At 56.3% G+C, this 19668-nt stretch carries 12 protein-coding genes and 3 pseudogenes; 9 read left to right on the top strand and 6 right to left on the bottom strand.

The genetic code is table 11. The annotated features are described in order from the left end of the window. From ACYVOC_RS07370 to ACYVOC_RS07355, 4 genes and pseudogenes are all read left to right on the top strand, one after another. A partial coding sequence (locus ACYVOC_RS07370) for a WYL domain-containing protein (protein WP_461161339.1) occupies positions 1 to 781 on the top strand: 781 nt, incomplete at its 5' end. A gap of 605 nt (positions 782 to 1386) precedes the next feature. After that, positions 1387 to 1578, top strand: a pseudogene (locus ACYVOC_RS07365) (transposase); the annotation flags it as partial. Between the two features lie 328 nt (positions 1579 to 1906). After that, positions 1907 to 2143: pseudogene (locus tag ACYVOC_RS07360) on the top strand (Arm DNA-binding domain-containing protein); the annotation flags it as partial. Between the two features lie 42 nt (positions 2144 to 2185). Further along, positions 2186 to 3175, top strand: a complete 990-nt coding sequence (locus ACYVOC_RS07355) for a tyrosine-type recombinase/integrase (protein ID WP_461161340.1) — start codon at positions 2186 to 2188, stop codon at positions 3173 to 3175. Positions 3176 to 3239: 64 nt separating this feature from the next. Here the strand turns inward: ACYVOC_RS07355 and ACYVOC_RS07350 are convergent, their stop codons facing one another. From ACYVOC_RS07350 to ACYVOC_RS07325, 6 genes are all read right to left on the bottom strand, one after another. Further along, positions 3240 to 5426: an SNF2-related protein gene (locus ACYVOC_RS07350; protein WP_461161338.1), complete on the bottom strand. Its 2187-nt coding sequence runs from the start codon at positions 5424 to 5426 to the stop codon at positions 3240 to 3242. After that, positions 5426 to 7147 (bottom strand): hypothetical protein, encoded by a 1722-nt coding sequence (locus tag ACYVOC_RS07345; RefSeq protein WP_461161337.1) that lies wholly within the window; start codon positions 7145 to 7147, stop codon positions 5426 to 5428. The genes ACYVOC_RS07350 and ACYVOC_RS07345 overlap by 1 nt, the downstream gene beginning before the upstream one ends. Before the next feature lie 65 nt (positions 7148 to 7212). Beyond that, positions 7213 to 8220 carry a hypothetical protein gene (locus ACYVOC_RS07340; protein ID WP_461161336.1) on the bottom strand — a complete coding sequence of 336 codons (1008 nt, stop codon included), beginning with the start codon at positions 8218 to 8220 and terminating at the stop codon, positions 7213 to 7215. 371 nt (positions 8221 to 8591) lie between these two features. After that, the gene (locus ACYVOC_RS07335) at positions 8592 to 9584 is read right to left on the bottom strand and encodes a helix-turn-helix transcriptional regulator (protein WP_121506792.1); all 993 of its coding nucleotides are present in this window, start codon (positions 9582 to 9584) and stop codon (positions 8592 to 8594) included. Position 9585: 1 nt separating this feature from the next. Next, on the bottom strand, positions 9586 to 10848 hold the full coding sequence (locus ACYVOC_RS07330; RefSeq protein ID WP_461161335.1) for a DUF2779 domain-containing protein: 1263 nt from the start codon (positions 10846 to 10848) through the stop codon (positions 9586 to 9588). Between the two features lie 282 nt (positions 10849 to 11130). Further along, the gene (locus ACYVOC_RS07325) at positions 11131 to 13221 is read right to left on the bottom strand and encodes an AAA family ATPase (RefSeq protein WP_461161334.1); all 2091 of its coding nucleotides are present in this window, start codon (positions 13219 to 13221) and stop codon (positions 11131 to 11133) included. Between the two features lie 909 nt (positions 13222 to 14130). Between ACYVOC_RS07325 and ACYVOC_RS07320 the strand changes: the two genes are divergently transcribed. From ACYVOC_RS07320 to ACYVOC_RS07300, 5 genes and pseudogenes are all read left to right on the top strand, one after another. Then, positions 14131 to 15081 carry a hypothetical protein gene (locus tag ACYVOC_RS07320; RefSeq protein ID WP_461161333.1) on the top strand — a complete coding sequence of 317 codons (951 nt, stop codon included), beginning with the start codon at positions 14131 to 14133 and terminating at the stop codon, positions 15079 to 15081. After that, positions 15081 to 15647, top strand: a complete 567-nt coding sequence (locus ACYVOC_RS07315; RefSeq protein ID WP_233559311.1) for a thermonuclease family protein — start codon at positions 15081 to 15083, stop codon at positions 15645 to 15647. The genes ACYVOC_RS07320 and ACYVOC_RS07315 overlap by 1 nt, the downstream gene beginning before the upstream one ends. A 449-nt stretch (positions 15648 to 16096) precedes the next feature. Beyond that, positions 16097 to 18310, top strand: a complete 2214-nt coding sequence (locus tag ACYVOC_RS07310) for a hypothetical protein (RefSeq protein WP_461161332.1) — start codon at positions 16097 to 16099, stop codon at positions 18308 to 18310. Between the two features lie 199 nt (positions 18311 to 18509). Next, positions 18510 to 19076 (top strand): annotated as a pseudogene (locus ACYVOC_RS07305) (DNA/RNA non-specific endonuclease); the annotation flags it as partial. A 193-nt stretch (positions 19077 to 19269) separates the two neighbouring features. Then, positions 19270 to 19602 carry a hypothetical protein gene (locus tag ACYVOC_RS07300; RefSeq protein ID WP_461161331.1) on the top strand — a complete coding sequence of 111 codons (333 nt, stop codon included), beginning with the start codon at positions 19270 to 19272 and terminating at the stop codon, positions 19600 to 19602. The last annotated feature ends 66 nt before the right edge of the window (positions 19603 to 19668 follow it).

Here is a 19668-nt window from a genome sequence, read left to right as displayed (position 1 = left end):
CGATCGTTTCGGCATATCTCCTGCAGTTGCAACCCGTGCTATCGCTCAGTACATAGCGCTTGCACCAGGCAACCTGATCCTGGACCCCCGCAAGGTCTACAGACCAACTTCGCAATTCGCCCCTTGGCACGAGCACTCGGTTTCTAGTGTTCTAGCTGCGCTTTCTGAGGGGGCCGCCTATGGGGGGGGTGGGGTAAAAAGGGAACTATTGCCGTGCGAGCAACCATCGGAGCTGGCATTGCCACGCGTGGACATTCTCGCGGCCGTCGCCCGCGCAATTCATCAGCACAAAGCGCTGCGAATCACTTATGTCTCCATCACGAGTGGCGAAATGCAACGTGACATCGTCCCTTTTGCATTGGTCAGCAACCGTGTTCGTTGGCACGCCCGAGCTTTTGACCGCAACAAGAAGCAGTTTTTAGATTTCGTTCTGAGACGGATCCTGTCTGCTGAAGTGCTTGACGACAGCAAGATCGAGCCACACGAACGCTCTGCTTCAGACGTGCAGTGGAGTCGGATCATCAACCTGGAGCTTGTGCCACACCCGAACCACAAACGAGAGAGTGTCGTCCGACTGGATTACGACATGCCAGATGGCGTTTTTCGGGTCGCTGCTCGCGCTGCGAATGTGGGTTACTTACTCAAACTTTGGGCGGTAGATTGCTCGCCAGATCACCGCTTGGACCCCGAAGTTTTTCACCTTTGGCTTCGTGATCCTTTGTCAATCTACGGTGCGAGCACGAGCTTGGCTCCCGGATACGTTCAACCGACATTCCGTTGATTGGTGAGCTATCACAAGCCCTGCGAGCGCCTCTCCCCGCGTCTTGTCCATGCCCCTTTGTTAGAAAGATGTTGATGACACCTGTTTGCCCAAACTGTCAATCTGGCCGAGTTGATGTTCGAAACTACGGCAAGCGTGTAGGCGCTGTCGTTGGTGGTGCTGGCGGAGCTGCCGGCGGTGCTGCTGGAGCATTGGCAGGCGCAGCAGCTGGAGGCGAGGCTGGTGCCTTGATTGGCGCGCTTGCTGGCCCTGTGGGTGCGATTTCAGGTGCAACTATTGGTGCAATTGCCGGCGCAATTGCCGCCGGGTTGGGCGGCGGCGCGATTGGAATGGCCGCAGGTGCTGCTGCAGGGAAGACAGTAGATGAACACGTGCTTGACAACTACAAGTGCCTAGCGTGCCACCACACATTTAATCAATGATCCTCACACAAGCAGTCATGTTGTCTGAGCCTCAGTTGCTTGTTGATGAGCATGCCATTTATCCTGGTTTGAGTTCAATTTCCCAGGTGCTGACGCAGGTTGTGAAGCCTGCCGCGTAACTTCTTGATTTAAAAATGTAGGCAAGCCGTTTGCCCAGGGTGTGCAAGACATACTGGGCGGACACGTCAGCGTGCAGATAGTCAAGCGCAGCGAGTCACATACCTTCAAGGTGATGCTCAACGCTGGGTGGTTGAGCGCAGCTTTGCGTGGTGGGAGAAGAACAGGCGGCTGTGGAAGAACTGCGAGAGGCTGCTCAACTCCAGCTTGCAATTCATCCACTTGATGTTCTTGGCGCTACTGCTAAAAAGACTTTGAACAGGTTCTTAGCGCAGTGTGCGCCACCTAGATCCTGTAGTCAGATCTTGAACCAACAATTTAATGTGGGTTTTTATGTGGGTCAGAATCCTACAAATCGCCTAAGTTGTTGATTTATATAGAAAACTGGCGGAGAGGGCGTCTACCTCCGCCATATCCAAGGGCGTCCAGTAGTGATCGGTGGGATGCTGTAAGTCATTGAAATGTATGGATTTGTTCTGCATTGATTGTCCATTGGCGTCCAATAAAACCTTGCGCTATCCAAACTAAAAAGGCATACAAAAAGGTATACTAAAAATTATCGAAATTGGTATACAGAGGGCTCATTGTGGGATCGCACACGCCCGGCAAACTGCCGGCAATTGTTCTAAACAAACTGAAGGATGGTTGGCACGGAGACGGCGGGGGGCTGTACTTGTTTGTCCGAGGTACTTCCCGATCCTGGGTTTTTCGGTACACGGGCGCTGATGGCAAGCGTCGAAACATGGGACTGGGTAGTCTTGCCGCAGTCGGGCTCTCGGAAGCCAGGAAGTTGGCGCTTCAGGCTAGGCAGCAGGTTCATCATCCAACAGAGCCGGTGGATCCTGTTTCCGTACGGCGTGCCCAAGTGAACGAGCGCCGCCTGGTAAAGGCCCGTGAAATGACGTTCGAGGAATGCGCGACGGCCTGCATTGAGGCCAAGCGCCATGAATGGAAGAATCCCAAGCACATTGCGCAGTGGATGAGCACACTGGAAACCTATGCCTACCCATTGATGGGCAAGCTACCGGTGAACTCGATTGATACCGATCTGGTGGTGAAGTGCCTGCAACCCATTTGGACCACCAAGACAGAGACGGCAGCCCGCTTGCGAGGTCGTATTGAAACGGTTCTGGCTTGGGCCACCACCAGTAAGTACCGGCAGGGTGACAACCCAGCACGCTGGCGGGGGCACTTAGACACTCTTCTTGCAAAGCCATCGAAGATTGCCAAGGTAGAGCACTTTAGCGCCCTGGCATATCAGTTATTGCCATCCTTCATGGTGGAACTCCGCGCGAAAGAGGGTCTGGGGGTCAAAGCCCTGGAATTTGCGATTCTGACCGCCGCTCGCTCTGGTGAGGTTCGGATGGCAACCTGGTCCGAAATCGATATTGACCGCAAAGAGTGGGTCATACCAGCGGGGCGAATGAAAGCGGGCAAGGAGCACACGGTCCCACTTTCCAAGTCTGCACAAGATCTGCTTCGCAACCTTCCAAAACTGGAAGGTTGCGAACTAATATTTCCAAGCGCCACAAAGGAAAACAAACCGTTGTCCGATATGACGCTCACCTCGATTCTCCGAAGGATGGGTCAAAAAGACATCACGGTGCACGGCTTTCGCTCCAGTTTTCGCGACTGGGCTGGTGATACGACACACTTTCCTAAAGAGGTAATCGAAAACGCACTTGCTCATCAACTTAAAGATAAGGCGGAGGCCGCATATGCGCGCAGCACGCAGTTGGCGAAACGGCGTGAGTTGATGGATGCCTGGGCGGTTTATTGCTCGACAGCTCCAGTTAGTGCTGAATTGAAAAATTCGAAGTACGCTGGGATAGCTGATTTAATCAAGAAGAATTGAGTGTGAATGTGGCGTGGAGGTATCACAAAAATTGGATTGCTTCGCCACTATTGACGAACGTTTTTCAGCTGACAACAAGCCTCCTGTTGAGCTCTTTGAGCTTCCTTCCAGCATGCCGTAGTACAGCGTTCGCGAAGCTCGGATCACCAACATCTTCATCAGCATCCAGGGAGGGTACGCCGCCGAGCAGCATCCCGAAGGCATCGATTCGCTGCCTCATGATGGCAACAGCCTTCTCGTCGCGTGTGCCACCAAAAGTTGGGTATGCGTATTTGAGTGGCTGCTTTGAGATGGCCGCCCATGACCCAACTCTTCGAACCCGGCCATTGCGCTGCAGGGTGCGTACAGGACTGGGATCGAGTTCGTAGTGGATGAGATGTCGGCACCAACGGTGCAAATCAACGCCCTCGCTGAGTCGGTCAGTTGCGACGAGAACATCTGGCCCGAACGGACTATTGAAGAGAGCGATAACTACATCAGGCGTTCTTGTGTAGAGAGTTGCGGGTGCATCACTATGTCCGTCATGGCTCCACGACCCCATCACACGAAAACCTTCATCAAGCCTTCCCGGAAGGTGAGATGCCGTACCGGCGAAAGTCCGTGCTCCCGAGCTGATGTTCGTCAGCAGCTTGCGCGTCGATGTAGATTGCTCGTCGAGCAGTACCTTCACCAAGCTCGTCGCTGACTGAAGTATCGACGGAGTGCCCTCCTTTGCGTTGCGCGGGCGAATGTCTGAGAGCTGTTTTGCGAGAGCTTCGGCGGAGGACGCCGGATCATCAATCCAGCTACTGATCTGGGCCCGCAGACCCGGAGTACAAAACCAGTCAAGAATTGGACGAATGAGGTTTTTGTTTCTCTCGCGTTTCTTTATGAGGTCGGTATCGTCATGTCTCAATCCAAGCTGCTTCCATTTTTCATCCTCGGACAATTGCTTCCAAGCAGCTCGCCATACGAACTCGGGCGGACCACCTTGGACAACATCCTTGGCCTTTGAGGATCGCTCCAGCGCTGCAAGAAGCTCGGCCGCCGTAGCGCGGTGGTGACAAAACACCAGCACTTTTTCACCCGCGTCGAGTACCGGTCGAATTGCGTCGCTTACCGCTGCGACCTTTGGATGTGCTGTGGTGCGTCGCGCAGTAAGCGCTCTCTGAGCCTCTTCGATATGGCGAAGCGCGATCTGGTTGCCTCGATCGGTGCATCGCTCTGCCACTCGTTTGACCTCGGTTTCAACATGCTGCCAGCCAATGTGGAAGCGGGGATCGTTGCGCCGCGCCCCTCTCCGCGCAGGTGCGATTTGAAGTAGGCGGTCCATTCGCAACAACAATTGGATGTCTTCTGACGACGCTGGTGGTGTGGCGATATCCCAGGGCGTGGCCGCGACGTCACCGAAGTGCTTTCGTTCAGCTTCTGAGAGATCGTCGATCCCGTGGCGTATCAGGGATAGCTGTAGCTGGTCGATCGCGGCTTTCGCAGCGTCGACGAGACGCTTGGATTCGGCTGCGACGTCGTGTCCATTGCCAAGTGTGTAGAGGCGTTTCAGATCGGCGGCGTAGTGTGTGACCGCTTTGAATTCCGTTGCGCCCACGAACTGGAGGAGCTGTTCCAACTCGGCAAGTCGAATGCTGAAGGGCGTTGCAGTGAGGATCAGCTTCCGTTTTGCGCGGGAACCAAGTTTATGAAGAGCTTCGTTGAACGCGCTGCCCTCACCTTTGGCACGGTGAGCTTCGTCAATAATCATCAGGTCGCAATCAGGGGCTCCGCATGGTGCTTTTGAGCCGTTGTCCGGCTTGGCATGTCGCTTCGATTCCTTGTCTTCTTTAAGCTTAATCAAGGTGTGATGGGTGGCGACCTGGATCTGACCAGCATCTAGCCGGGCTACGATTCCTTGCTTGATTCTTTTCGTATGGACATCCTTGTAATCTCCACCGCGCTTTTGCAGCATAGGTACATGACGCTCTAGCTCCTCAGCCCAGCGCCGGCGCAAGATATCGTTCGGCGCGTAGATACGAACCCGCTTGCCCTGACAAGCAAGGACCCATGCAACGAGTGCACCGACAGTGGTCTTGCCGAGTCCGACATCATCGGCGAGGATCACTCCACGGCCGTCAGCGAGGCGCGCGAGAATCTCACTGGCAGTGTTGAACTGCCGTCTCAGCGGCTCGACTTGCAAGTCACCAGATCCCTGCTCGATATAGCGATCCGGGTTCCCGAGGAAGCGCCACCGGCGAGCGTCGATCTGGAAATCATTCATCAGGCTTCCTCCTCAATTCGCCAGCCGAGCTCCTCAACCACAAGGCCAGCAGCTGGGCCCTCGCGCCGTGCGTATAGTCTGCAGAGTTCCTGACCATCCCAACGGACGCGATCAAGCAAAGTCAGCTCAGCCTTCGCCTCATCTAGCGCATGGCACCATCGATCAATGACACGAAATGCGGCCCGAGCGTCCACCCATTCCTGCACTGAGTAGTCTGCAGAGGGTGCTGCTACAACGGGTCTAGACGCACTGTTGAGACCGGGGATGGAATCAACATCCACGACCGGCCCTCCATAACGCTGAAGTAGGAACGCCTCGCGCAATGCGGTCGCAAGGTCTGGATCGATTTCTGGCAGCGACGTTTTAGAGAACTCGGACGGTACCCGAAGGTCTATGACATCAGCTTCTAGGGCGTCATACGCCTGAGTGAACCGGACCACAATAGGCGTACGCTGGGCATCATTCCAGGGGCAAATGGCAAATCTGCCTATGACCGAGATTTGCTTCTGAGTGCCGTCTGAGAACCTGATAGTGGCATCGATCAACGTAGTGTCGTCGGCGCTGCGTGCATGCAGCTCAATGTGTTTTCCGTCCCACGTCGCCTCAACCCATTGAAGTTGAGGATCATCAGAAGTTCTTGGTTCTGTGCAACTGCAATAGGGGACGGAGCTTGCCACAAACTTTTGGCCGACATCTTCCAAGCCTCTCCAGTTCGTCTCGAACACAACGCCCAGCTCAAAATTTCTCGGCGGCAATTTTCCAGCGCCCCAGGCGGAGGCACTCCAGTTCGCCGACGTCACGAGCAGATAGCGCCTCCTTCGGCTGACAATCAGGTACAACTTGGCATGGCTCCAGCGGTTATCACCATCTTGATGCTCCGCGATAAAACGTGGCTTTGGCTGCAAACAATCAAGTCTGACGCTCCGGTTGGCTAACACCTTTAGTGCAGACTTGGAAAGCGACCACCAGTTGGGGTTCGCCCAAGAGTGTCCTTCGGGAATCCACTTGAGACGCAACTTGCTGGGATCGACTCCCACGTCTTTAGACCAGTTCATCAATGTCCCATCATTCCACTCGCCGATGGTTGGCGCCAACATGTGCATCTGTGACGGTTCGAACTGCTTGAGTTGGCGGGCTGCACTCGTGGTGCCGGGGATGCTAGCGATAAACGTAGTCTCCGCAGGACATTGGACGCAGCCCAGAAGTCTGACGAGACGTTGGACGCGATCAGATGCGACTGTGCCAGCAGAAACACCCAGCGCATCAAGAAATGGCACGAGATTGCTCCACGTTCTTCTGCGTCCCTCTGAGGGAGGGTGACACAGATCCAATATCGCTCTCCAGCCTGCCTGGACCTGCCCCTTGAACGCTGATGCCGTGAGGTTCGTCGACGACACGTGAAGCTCCAGCACTTCGGCTCCGTCAACTTGCCAATGGAATGCCCAAAGCTTCGCATGCTGCACAGCACGCGAGTTCGCACCAACTGTGAAGTGGCTCACATATCGCCAAAGCCAGGGGTACTGACACACATCTCGTTCTTCTCGTGCTGGGGAAGAAATGACGTTCAGGCGTCCATGAAGGGCTTCTAACTCCGTGCTGAGCTCCCCGAAGAACAAAGTCCGCTCTTGCATTTCCTGCGAGAACAAGCGATTGAGACCAAGCAGAGAGGGAAGCAGGTGCTCAACTAGGAGCCCTGCGTCTGGCGGCTCGAAACTGGTCATCCACGCCTCCTTCAGACGGCCTCTGAGCGGCGGACGAGGAAGGACTTCTCTCCAATCTGGCGCACTCACGCCAAATCTCCCTTGGTATTTTCTTCGAACGCTTGCCGCGCGGCTATCAATGCACGATCCATGTTTCCAACGCCACATTGAGCGGCCAATAAGCAGATAGAGCGCAGTCTGAAACGGTAGTCACTCGCAGCAACACCCGTGGCTGGGACTAGAGGTTCAACCTTTCCAGCCTTTTCGTGAAACCATAGGCGTCCACCGCCATGTTCATGATGATGTTTCGTCAACGCTTTTATCTGATCAGTCAGCGAACCTGCATTCAGCTGGGCCTGCGCAAGCTGCGTAGCAACTCGTTCATGAGGGAAGGCTTTTCGATCGGCGACTGCTAGCCACACCCGACTCGCGTCGTTGAGTAGCTTGAACTTTTTTGGAAGTGCATCTAAGCGAGTGAGCTTTTCGAAAGTCGGGGCTTGATCTTCGGTGTCCTGATTGATCTCATTCCAGAGCGTACGCATAACATCCATTGCAGCGTCAGCAAGGCGAGTGAAAGCGGGTAGCGGAGCGAGCGAAGCAGGCGCGATCTTTGCAGCAAGCCTGCTTGAGCTCGCCAAAATGTCGCAAAGTTCGGCATGCGATTTCACGTCTTTGGCCCCAGCCAACACCTCTGCGGTGACCCGCCGCGTGGAATCTGCGCTGAACAACACAAGTTCAAGCAAGCTGCGCTCTTCCTCAGGCAGCACCTCATCATTTGCGTCATCGGGGGTGGGCAGCATGTGGTAATTGTTCTTCCGGTCAGCCCTCTCTACCGCAGACGACCACCCATGTTCCACCCAAAATCGCGCCTCCATATCGGCCCAGTGACCCCATTTGGTACCGTTTTCAAAGCTCTCTTGCTTGAGACGTACCTCGCGTGGCAGACACTTATTTACAAGGTCAGCAAGTTGATGCCCGGTCTGAGTGAGTGTCCATCCATCGCCTGTTGTCAATCCTGAAATAGAACGGAAGATCACTCGGTAGGCGCCGTAGGTACCCACCTGCCTGTAGCGGCGAAACTGGTCATCACTCATATCGAAGTTCACAGACTTCCGCCCTGACTTGCGCCAGCGCTCAACGCTTCTTCGTCCCCGGAGCTGCCCCGTCGTTTGTCCGGATGCCAACGTCCGGTCCACCCAAAGAAGCTCTAGAGGTCGAAGCCACGCGTATCTAGTACGCTGTGCGTCCCGCCCAGAAAGGTCACCGCCACCCGATTGGTGCCATGCAATGTGTGACCACTTTAGGCACCACGAGAGCAGTGTTATCCACCGACCATCGGAAGTCCCATTACTTATCCCTGGAGCGATGAGATCGGCGAAATAATCCGACCCCGCACGAAAGCCGAGCGCGTCGCCTCGTCGTTCAGGTATCGGATTCCAAGGGGCAGTAAAGTACCAGCCTACGCTCATAGCGAATTTCCCCGTTCTTTCTGGTGTTCACCGATTGGGTTGCGTTGAACATCAGAGATCTGATTACCAAACCCCCTCAGCCACCACTCCAGCATTTCGCTATCGACGACTGTGGCTGTAATTTCGAGGTGCCCATCTTCGTGCTCAACCACTTGCTGGTCAGTGGACAAAGGAGACTCCATCAGGTGCATCCCCGCGCTGCGTTTGATGCGGAAGATTAGACGCACCTTTTCGCCCTCACCGAACCCAAAACGCCCGTCATCGTCATAGCGCTTGAGGTCAAAAGTCTTGGGCCGCTCGAAGGTGAGCGTTGACACTTCGGCTGCCGCTATGCGATGTAGTGCCAGGTTGCGTTCATTGTCAAAGCCCTGGAAACGGCAAACGAGATACAGCCGCGATCCCTGTTGCACTAGTCCTAGCGGCATCACGTCCGCGCTGGTGCGTTTGCCGCCTGCGTTCTTGTATTCAATGTGCAGCCAGTGATTGCTGTACAGCGCTTCGCTTACGGCCTCAAACACACCAGCAACAATTTTGGGAGGCAGCAAAGGCTGGCTCGTCGCCACCACGCGCACTTTTTCTGGCCATTCGCGCTCAAGGCGTGCACTGCTCACCGAGCCCAGATTGCGTCTCGCTTGACTGAAGAACGCATCCATGGACTTCATGAGTCGGGGCGGAAGGAGGTTCTTGAGGTGCTCCTCTGCCAATTGCAGTAACAGGGATTCCTGTGGCGTGAGGTTGGGCATGGCCAGTGCTTTGGCCTGCTCAAGCCATCGATAGCCATAGGGTTTGCTGCGGTCGTCCCGCTCGATTTCAAAGTGCTCGCTGAGCATTTCCAGCTGGCGTTGGATGGTGCGCAGTTCACGCTCCATCCCAGCATCCTTGAGCTGCTGGTGCAGTTCGCTGGCAGTGACCTTGCGGCCACGCGGAATGCGGCGCAGGAGTTCGACGGCCAGCTTGACCGTTTCGAGGGTGTCGGGTCGTTTCGCCATGTCAAATCTTCAAAGATGAGTTGGAGAACGCGGCCCAAAGGCGAACCATGGCGTAGGTGTCGAGCGCGCAGTAAGCCAGAAGTTGGTGCTCAATCTCAGCCTCGCGTGCCGCCGAGGTTTGCGGCGAAATAGCCTCCAGAAATGCCTCCATGGCCATGCCACCATCCTGGACACCGTGGAGGTCGCCGTAGCTCAAGTCCGGGCACAGCGCTGGGAGTAGCGCCTTGATACTCCAGCTCCCTTGCTGGCTTGGATGGTAGTAGTGCTCACGCGCCACAGGCAGCAGATCCACCACGCGCTCGTTCAGTGCGAGCAGGGCCGCAGACAGGCGTGGAAAACGTTGCGCCAAATCGCGGATCCGGGCCGTCTCAAAGCCAGCGTTATAGACAAAAATGGGACCACGCTCACCGCACGCACTGATCAATGCTTCAGCAAAGGCTCTTGAGGGGTCACCGCCCGAGAGATCGAGAAAGGCCTGCTGTTCGAGCTTCCCGGTACGCGCGAGGCGATGCACACTGAACTGAAACGGAATCTGCTGGTAGGGGCGTGTGCCTTTCCAGATCGGTATAGCGAACTGGATAGTTTCGAAATCCATGAAATACGCAGGCAGCTTGTGCTGGGCCAGATCACTCTGTGCGCTCTTTTGATCAAAGTACGTTTGACCCGTGAGCGTGACCACCTTCACGCGCCTCTGCTTTTCATTTAGCAACGCATCCGGCACATCGCGCAGTTCGTACAGCCCGTGGGTCTCAACATGTACTTTCAGCCCTTTGCTTTGGGCTCCTGGCAGCCAATGCAAGGGCTGCTCAGCTTGGGGCTCCTTGCTTTGGCAATAGGAAAAGAAGCCGCACTCATAGGGAGCGCTGCACTGTTCGCCCGTTGAAACCCGCGGCTCCTTCTTCTTGGCAACGATCCCGTGGGATTCTTCGATCCAGCTGCGCACCTCGGTCCCGCGTGAAAACGCTTCGTCGGTCAGATCGTTCTCGACCAACAGCCCGCTGTAGTCGCCACCGCCTGGATAGACCCATGAACTGTCGATGTGGGCCAGCGCAATCCCAACGAGAGGAGCTCCGGAGGAGCGAGCCAGAAACGCTTGCACGGCGGCGTCGTCCCGGTGGTAGTCCTTGACGGAGGTGGACGATTTCACCTCCACCATGCGCCAAGCCCGTTTGCCGCCTCGTTTGACTGGCAGCATCACGTCGGCAAAGGCCAGAGCCCCTTTGGCACGGAACCCAGCCTCGAAGATCGGCTGGTTCGATTGCAAGAGCGCTTGCGTCTGCGCAAAGGCTGCTTCGAAGCCTCCCACTTTGAAATCGATCAGCGCGCCTTTGCCCTTGGGGTCATAGACCTGCCTGGCAATGTCGCCAACTTTGTGGCCCACCGTGAAGCTGGCCTGGGTGGCCGAGGAGTCTTCCCGCAAGTCCGGGCGATGTACCTCCAGCCACAGCCGCTTGGGGCACTGCCGAAACGCCAGCAGCTTCGATTTGGAAAGCACACGCAAGGCCGACTCCCTCTTGTTTGAATGAAATTCTCCCATGGTTAGGGCTCACAAAAACCCGATGGCGCGATTCGTGCCATGTTTCACCGCACATTCGGCTTCGAGGGCCGCAATGAGAGTGGCAGCAGATGTGATGGGCCGGAATCGGTGCTGGCGCACCACGGCTGCAAAATCGCCTGGTGTCAGAGAAACCAGTCGTGAAACCCTGGCCTGCTCCTCAGGCAGCGGTTGCTGCAGACCGAGTCCTTCGCAGTGGCGCGACAGCAGCTCCCACGCCTGGTCGGCGCGCAGAAAATCGAATTTCACCTTGAGATCAAACCGGCGAAGGGCCGCCTGATCCAGCCCTTCCATCAGGTTGGTCGAAGCCACAAACACGCCAGAGAACGATTCCATCTGGGTCAGCATTTCATTGACCTCGCTCACTTCCCAGTTGTGTTGGGCGCCCCGTCGATCTTGCAGAAAGCTGTCCACCTCATCGATCAAGAGCACCGCCCCATCGTTTTGCGCTTCGCGGAAGGCTTTGGCGATGTTCTTTTCGCTCTCGCCCAGCCACTTGGATTTCAGATCGGAAGCACGTTTGACGTGCAGAGGAACGCCGAGCTGTTGAGCGAGCCAGCGACCGTAGGCGGTCTTTCCGGTGCCAGGCGGCCCATACAGACAGAGCCTGCCGGAGCGCACAGCGACGAGGCCTGCTGCTACGGCGGCCAGATCCACATCGGCATGGATGAAGCGTGGGTCGTACACGTCCGGCAGTCTGTTTGGATCGTGCGAGAGCAGCGGACCGTGTCCCTGGGCTTCCATGGTGCTGGAGATCAAGCGCTCCAACGCAGCTGCCGTCTTTTGAGGGCCAAGGTCGTCCCGGATCAATCGAATGACTGAACTCGCCTTTGCGACTACCGCTGGAGCAAGGCTTTCGGCCTCTGCAATGTAGGAAATCCGTTTGGCATCGAGCAGATCGCCACAGCTGCTTTGAAGAATCCGTTCGCGCTGCGTCTTGGGTGGGATGGGCAGCTCAAACACCATGTCAAAGCGACGGATGAAAGCGGGGTCGAGACCTCGCATGGAGTTTGACATCCACAGCGTGGGCACTGGGTTCTCCTCCAGCATCCGGTTGATCCAGGCCTTGCGCAGCTGGGCGGTGCTCTTGCTCCCGAAGAAGCTGTTGCCATCGTTGAAAACGTCTTCTACCTCGTCGAACGCGATCAGTGCTTGCTGTTGGCAGAAGAAACTCTGAGCGGCACGAAAGGCTCGCAGACGATGCTCTCCATTGATCGGGTCGCCATCTGCGTCTTCGCTGGCGACTTCAAACAGCTCATACCCCATCTCCTTGGCCAAGGCTCGCGCGAGCTGGCTCTTGCCTGTTCCTGGTGCGCCGTGCAGGAAGATGTTTACGCCACGCCGGCCAGTGGCCATTGCATTACGCAGATAGGGGCACAGAATCTCCAAGGAGGACTGGATGTGGCCATAGTCGGCCAAGCTCAGTTGAGCGGGGCCTGCCGCAGACACGGTGCCGCGCAACAGGCTGATAGGGTCGGCTTTGGAGGCAGCCATCTGGTCAGCGAACCCTTCGGAGAGCAGATCCAGCTTGTAGCGCAATGCGCCACGCCCACTTCGGTCCATCATGACCAACCCCGACCTGGCAAGAATGCCTGTGGCACTCAGCGAGGCGCGAATGTCTGGCTCGGGCAGATCAAGAATGATGGACAAGGCATGAAAGACTTTGATGGACGACAGATCTCCCAGCCATTCAGTTGCGTCGTCGAGAAGACGCTCGTTGTGAATGGACACCGTGAACTCCAACACCTTGCAATCGGTAGTGCTCAAGCCCACCAAGCCAGACAACTGATCGATGTTGTGACGCAGGAAGGTTGACTGACGCTCCCCGCTCCACTGCCTCTCCGCCTTCTGGTGCAATTGGCGCAGCTCGGACTGCACGGCTTTCTGATCGAAATCTCGTGCTTCGGGCTTGTTCCAGTGAGCCAGTCCGATCACTTCTGCCAAAGTGTCGTTATTGAATCTGTGTTGATTCACAAATTCGCGATATCCCCCCAGGGGAACCAGGATCCGCAGCAACCACAGACGGATGATCGGTTCAACACTGGCTGGATTGCATGAGCTGTAGGCGGTACGTCTTGCCATGATGGTGGTCTCTCCTTGTCGATGAGATCCATCATCCGGATGGCTGCGACGTAATGTGTCGCATGCAATGTGGTGGGGTGGCTACTGCGTTCTTATACAACTGCAACTAACCGCCTCTCAACGGTGTGGAAGTCCACCAACAGAGACAAGCGGATCTGTTCGCCCATCTCCGGCGCGTGGACAGCCCCATATGTCCATTGTTTTTGTTCCATGACTCGGCTAATGGCAGCCCAAACTCTCTTGAGTTCAGCCAAGCCTAGTAAACCAGATCGTCCTGAGACTACAGTAGCCAAGCTCGTGACCGGGTTGCCTCCCGCAGAGAGCTCAGTCGCGACCTGTTCCAGGGCGCTGTTCAATTGGTCCGCTGGGAATATGTATGTGCCGTACCAGACAGGTCTGCCGGACTTGAACATCATCCGAATTTGATCGCCGTCCACGTTCACATAGGCGCCAGACCGGTGGCTCCTCGTGAGGTCAGCCTGCACCACGGCCCACTCGGCTTCACTCCTAGCTCCGCGCAAATTCCTCAACATCCGGGTTCTGACTAATGGCAGGTCATCTTCCAAGGTCTCCATGGCTAAACCCTCCTGTGCAATATGAAGGGAGAATACTGGAGAGCCTTGATTTTTAAGCAGACTCCCCTGGAAAAATGGAGGGGAGCAGATCACCAGCGCTACTTTCAGCGAATGCTGCTCTCATCCGCAGGAGGCGAGCGCGCTCTGGCAACGCAAAGATGTCAAGTAGCTTCTTGCTGTGGGTTTGGCAGTTGCATCTCGATGGTGGAGTCCAAAGGGCGGTGCAAAAGTCTTTCCAGTAGTGGGATCCTGATCAACGTTTCGGCTTGGTCAGCGGCACCGTGCAACCAGATATCCCAGTCAGCAGGAAGAGCGAAAACGGGCTGAAGAGACGTTGGCGCAGCTTCATTCGGCTGAAGTATTGAAGCAGCATTTGGACAATGCCCGGGCGGCGCTGGTGACCGAGTTGGCCAACGCGGGGAAGGCTTCGCCTGACGATGTGATTACAAAGCTCGTTGAAGCACAAAAACTCCGCGAAGAGCGCGACATGCTTCAAAAGCAGGTTGAGGACTTAGACGCGAAGTTGACTGCGCTTACGGAACTGAAAAAGCTGATTGAGCAGAGTGCGGGCGACAAATCCGAAATCGCCAAATCTGAAGTAACCAACGCGCTCGCTCTCCAAGCTGCTGTTCGAAAAGAACTTTCCGAACCGAAAGCAAATCCATCCAGGAAAATAGGCGACCCAAGCGACGCAACGTCTTCGTTGGATGCGGTCAAGCAGGCAATTGCGACAACGAAAGTACTTCGAGCGGAACTGAAGTCCAAGCTCGGCTTAGAACCGAATGCGCTGACCGAGAAACAGGCAGTTGTGGATATTGTGGCCGCCGCCAAAAGCTTCGGGCAGATGACGCAGGGTGGGGTTACCCCAGGCGGCTTGCAAAAGGAGAACTCAGACCTCCGCGGCCAGGTGGCGTTCCTAAAGAAGCGCCTCGATGCCCGCGGCGGTCGTGATTACCCCCCCTGTTGGGCCGACGAAAGCGGCAAGGTGGAGTTTCTCTATGCCATTGAGCTTCGCGCGGATTCGGTTGTTGTGACGCCGGCATGGCCTGCTAACAGAGACGCAGACGCAAAAGGGCTGCCTGGACTTTCGGCGACACTCGCCGAACCGCATTCATACAGCAAGTTCGTTTCTGCAATCCAGGGCGTTTTCAACTGGAGCAAGGCGCAGACCACGGAATGCCGACACTATGTCCAGCTCAAGAGCTTGATTCCGGACGCAGTGCAGTCGGACCGCGCTCGCCTGATGGTGGAGAATTATTTCTACAAGGTTGAGGTGCGTCGATAGTGCAGCGGCTTCAGATGGTTAAACATGGGAAAGAGTTGCTTCTCGTGGCGCAACGTTGCGCTCTCCAGGCAGGCCGGGCTTACGCCGTATACGTCTTTTTATTGGTCTTCTTTCTCGCGACCAATCCAGCTATTGCAGCGACACTCGCAGGGCGGGTCGTAGCGCTCAACGATGGGGACACCGTGACCGTGCTCGATGAACGGAACGTACAGCACAAGATTCGGCTGGCAGGAATTGACGCTCCGGAAAAGCGGCAAGACTATGGAAACAAATCTCGACAATACCTAGCGGCGTTGGTATTTGAGAAGCACGTGCTGGTTGAATGGGACAAGCACGACAGGTATGGACGCATTCTGGGCAAGGTAGTTGCCAACGGTAGAGACGCTAACTTGGCGATGGTTTTGGCCGGGCTGGCCTGGCACTACAAGCGGTACGAAAAAGAACAGTCAGTGATTGATAGGAAGCTCTACGCTGAAGCCGAATTGCAGGCGAGAGCTGTGAGACGCGGCCTTTGGCAAGCACCAAACGCTGTACCCCCTTGGGATTTTCGGCGCGGCTCGCGCTAGGCCGAAACCATGACTCACGTAAGCGCTGCAGAAAAGTGACCAGATGCCATGGAGGCAACGCGAAAGCTGTCGCGCTTCTATGACGACAGAGCCCGCTGGAGCGAAGTCGGGCCCTACAGACAGTGCCCGTTAGAACTGGCGGATGAGCGCAATAAATCGTCACAAGGAGAGCCCTACCGCCGCCGCCGAGAGCGTAGTGGAGGCGATTTTTCCCCCGCCCTCACTGAGGGTGGGGCAGTGCCACCGGCTTTCACGCACCCAGTTTGAACGCTGTGGCAATGCGTCTCTTCCACGCCGCGCAAGAGGGAGTCTGGCCAGATTCCCACTTGCGGCAGTGAGCGCACGGCGACTGTTCTTTTTTCGGACTAGTGCCGAGGGCTGTGTAGTTCTTGATCAGTTCTTCGCTTCGTATTGAGATTACCGCGATCTCAGCCAGATAGCATGAGGTGATGAACGAGCATTACTACGAGACATTGTTTTCAGCGGCCCGTGAGAAAGGCTTGACGATCTCAGCCGCAGCGGACGAAGCGGCGATAGCATTTCTAGACGGAAAACCGGCGGGTCAAGGTAGGCATAAGTGGAGTGGCGGAGATCGACAAACAGCCTTCTGGAACTCGGAGTTTTTGAACGACCTACCCGCAGATGTTTGGCGCCAAGAACCTCTTGGCTTGTCCTTAACGCGTTACCTTGGCCAAGACCGGTTGGCATTCCCTGAGATCGTGGCGCAGGTAGCCAAAATTGCTCCCGACGTGCTTGTGTGGGCTGCTCGCCACTCTGGCCTTGTGATGCGACAGGATTCACCGCGTTGGTTGGAGATCAGCGGGCTCGATACAAGTCAGCATGAAGCGATCGCTGAACTGAAGCGCGTGTTTCACATATTCCGGGAAGCCCATCAAGTGCGGCAAGAGGAAGTGGAGCGTCTTCGAAAGCCCTTGTCCGAGCTTGCTCCTCTGGATCTGCTGATTTATGCCAGCCTTTTCGCCTTTGAGCACCAAATACCAGACTTGGTCTATGGTCGGTCCCAACCGGAGATGCCCGATGCTCGGGAAGCGTGGGATGCCATCGACGACATATTGGCCTGGAAACTTTCCAACTGCGATCCGTCCGATGTGCAGTTGACTGAAATGTCTATCGCCTCGTCAATGAGGCAGCATCTGATCCCATTTCTATTCCCGTCTGGGGAGAGGCCGCGACACGATTGTTATCAGGCATTTCTCGAATTACTGGGCGCGCAGGTCGAACTGAACGCATTCGAAGATAGATCTGCAGACGCCTTCAGTTACGACGACTCCATTAGATTTGAGCGGAATGGAGATAGCGTTGAGATCGTCGAGGCGGATGCCGACGCCCGGACTGCGTGGCGTCGAGATGGCAAGAAGTTCGACCTCTTGCACCAGTACTGGTTGTACCGGGGAATGGATGCCGTCATTGCCGATCCTGACCTGCTAGCCCGCGTAAGTCCTGCGCACCTTGAGGCCAATCTTCAGGCCCTGGCCAAGGCGAAAGGCACATGGCTTCGCTTGCAAGAGGTCTATGGCATGGCCGAGCAGGTGCGAACAGACGCGGGCTCATCTGCAGCGCTCTTTCATGTGCTGATGGCGACCGAGCTGATGACGGCCTTTTTCATTGAAGACTACCTCAGGCCCTATCAGCAGTACCTTTCCGAGACAGGAAATTCTTTTCTCGCCTTGGGTCGGTTGGCATTTGGCGGCTTGCTTCAGCCCGACATGCAAAACCGCTTCCCGCTCACCTGGTCGGATCGAGCGGCCAAAGTTGATCGCATTAAGCCTTGGACGGCTACGGCAGAGCATCCAAGTGGCTCCGCACGATCTGCAGAGGCAATCCTGGACTTCATGACATGTGACTGGGCTGCGATGGCGAAGCAGTTGCGCGAAAGTGATGCAACGTTGCGTCCCCGCTGGCAAGAGCGTCCCTTGTTCAAAATGGGGCGACTCTCGCTCCAGCTGCCCTGGATGATGGCTGTACAGAACAACTCTGCGGCAGTCATCAATAACCTTCGACGGTTGGGTGCCCGAAGAAATGAAGCCAAGGAAGAAACCCGTCGAATTGAAGAACGGCTCGGAGCTCTTTTCAGAGAGCGTGGATTCCACGTGGTTGTCGGGTACGAGATCCCCGCACTGGGTACAGAGGATGCCAACGCAGGGGAAATCGATTTGATTTGTGCCCGAGACGGGCATGTGTTTGTCTTGGAGCTCAAATCAACCTACCAACGCCGCTCAGTGAAGGAGGCGTGGGCACATCGAACTTCTACGCTGCGAAAGGCAGGTCTGCAGTTGAGCAGGAAGGTCCCCGCTGTCCAGCGTGCGCTTGGACGGGACATGGAATTGACGGCTGCGCTCGGTCTTGTGGACAGCCCGCCCACGGTCACGGCTTGGATTGTTGATACATCGATCGAGTGGGATCACCAACTGTTCCGAGGTTTCCTCAAGGTCTCTCTGGAAGAGGTGCTGATTGCACTGCGAGACGACATGCGGCTTCTAAATGACCCGCATGGGCTGTTTGCTGGACATGCCACTCCTGATCCTGGGGCGGAGGAACATGCGGAACCAGGCACAGACAACACCCTGTATCCAGATGGGTTCTCTGCCGGGCGGTTTTTTGAGGTAATTCAGACGGCTGCCGTATGGACAGGCAGCCTTTGAAGGGCTCATTGTTGTTGGATCGCGCAGGGGGAGGTAGCACGCTGCGCGGAACGCCTTTTGAGCTGCGACCTGTCTCCTGGAAAGACTGGAGTTGCACGATTCCTCGAGTTTTCTGGCGCCGATCGGGGTTACGCATATTCCGGACACACCTGAACACTGAATCCATTTCACTCTGACCACGCCACCAGCCGCGATTGCAGCGTTGCTGCACTCAGGCACGACCAAGACGCCCGTGTATGTAGCCCAGCGCTTGAACCGCAGGCTCATTGAAGAAGCGGATGAAAAGCGGGCCAAACGCTTCTTTGCAGACACGCGTTTGCGCAGTGCTGAACGCGCGGAACTGGAGGACTACAAGCACTCGGGCGACAGCCGAGGCCAAATGGCGCCTGCCGGAGACATGCATACACCGACGGCCATGGCCCAAAGTTTCAGTCTGGCCAACATGGTTCCCCAGATTGCCCAGCACAACAGTGGCGCCTGGAGCAAGATCGAACAGGACACGCGGCACTATGTGAGACGTGCCAAGGGAGATGTGTTTGTGATCACGGGGCCGGTGTTCACAGATGCAGGTCCTCGCATAGGCGCCAACGGAGTGAAGGTGCCAACTTACCTTTACAAGCTGGTGTATGACGCCACCACCCAACGAGCTTGGGCACATTGGCAGCAAAACCGGGAAGGTGAGACAGTGGGGCGTCCAATCAGCTATCAGGAGCTCGTGAACCGTACAGGTGTGGAGTTTCTGCCAAGAAACGCATTCCAGCACTGACCATCAGCTCTGCAAGCAGCCCAGAGCTGTATCCAGCTGCATTTGAATTCCCTTGAGTTCCACATATACCTATTGCCATCCAGGTAACCCCACCCTGACCAGCCTCGCGTTGGTCTGATCTCACACCCACCCTCAAGCCCGGTGCACGTTCTCGTGCCCCGGGCTTTTTTGCGTACATCGCAAGGAGCTTTCCATGACTGTTTGTCCCATCTGCAAATCCACCCACGTGACCACCCGCCAAGTCGGTCGCGATGCCGGAAGAACCCTTGGCGGTGTCGCCGGAGCGGCCAGCGGCGCTGCCAGCACGTGGTCTGGTGCCCAGGTCGGAGCTTCGTTCGGCGCTGTTGCTGGCCCCGTTGGCATCGCCCTCGGAGGCATCGCTGGCGCCCTGCTGGGCGGCCTGCTCGGCGCCACGGCGGGTTCGGTTGCTGGCAGCCGCTTGGGCGATGTCGTTGACGCGCACTACCTCGGCAACAGCGAATGCCAGGACTGCGGGGCGGTGTTCACTAGCCCCTCCCGTTCCTGACCCTGTTCCCCCGGTGCCTCAACTGGAGGCCGCTGCTCTTTCCTCTATTTCCCTTTCCATCTCTAT

The sequence above is a fragment of the Simplicispira piscis genome (assembly GCF_054783455.1).
This window is presented reverse-complemented; position numbering and strand designations above follow the sequence as displayed.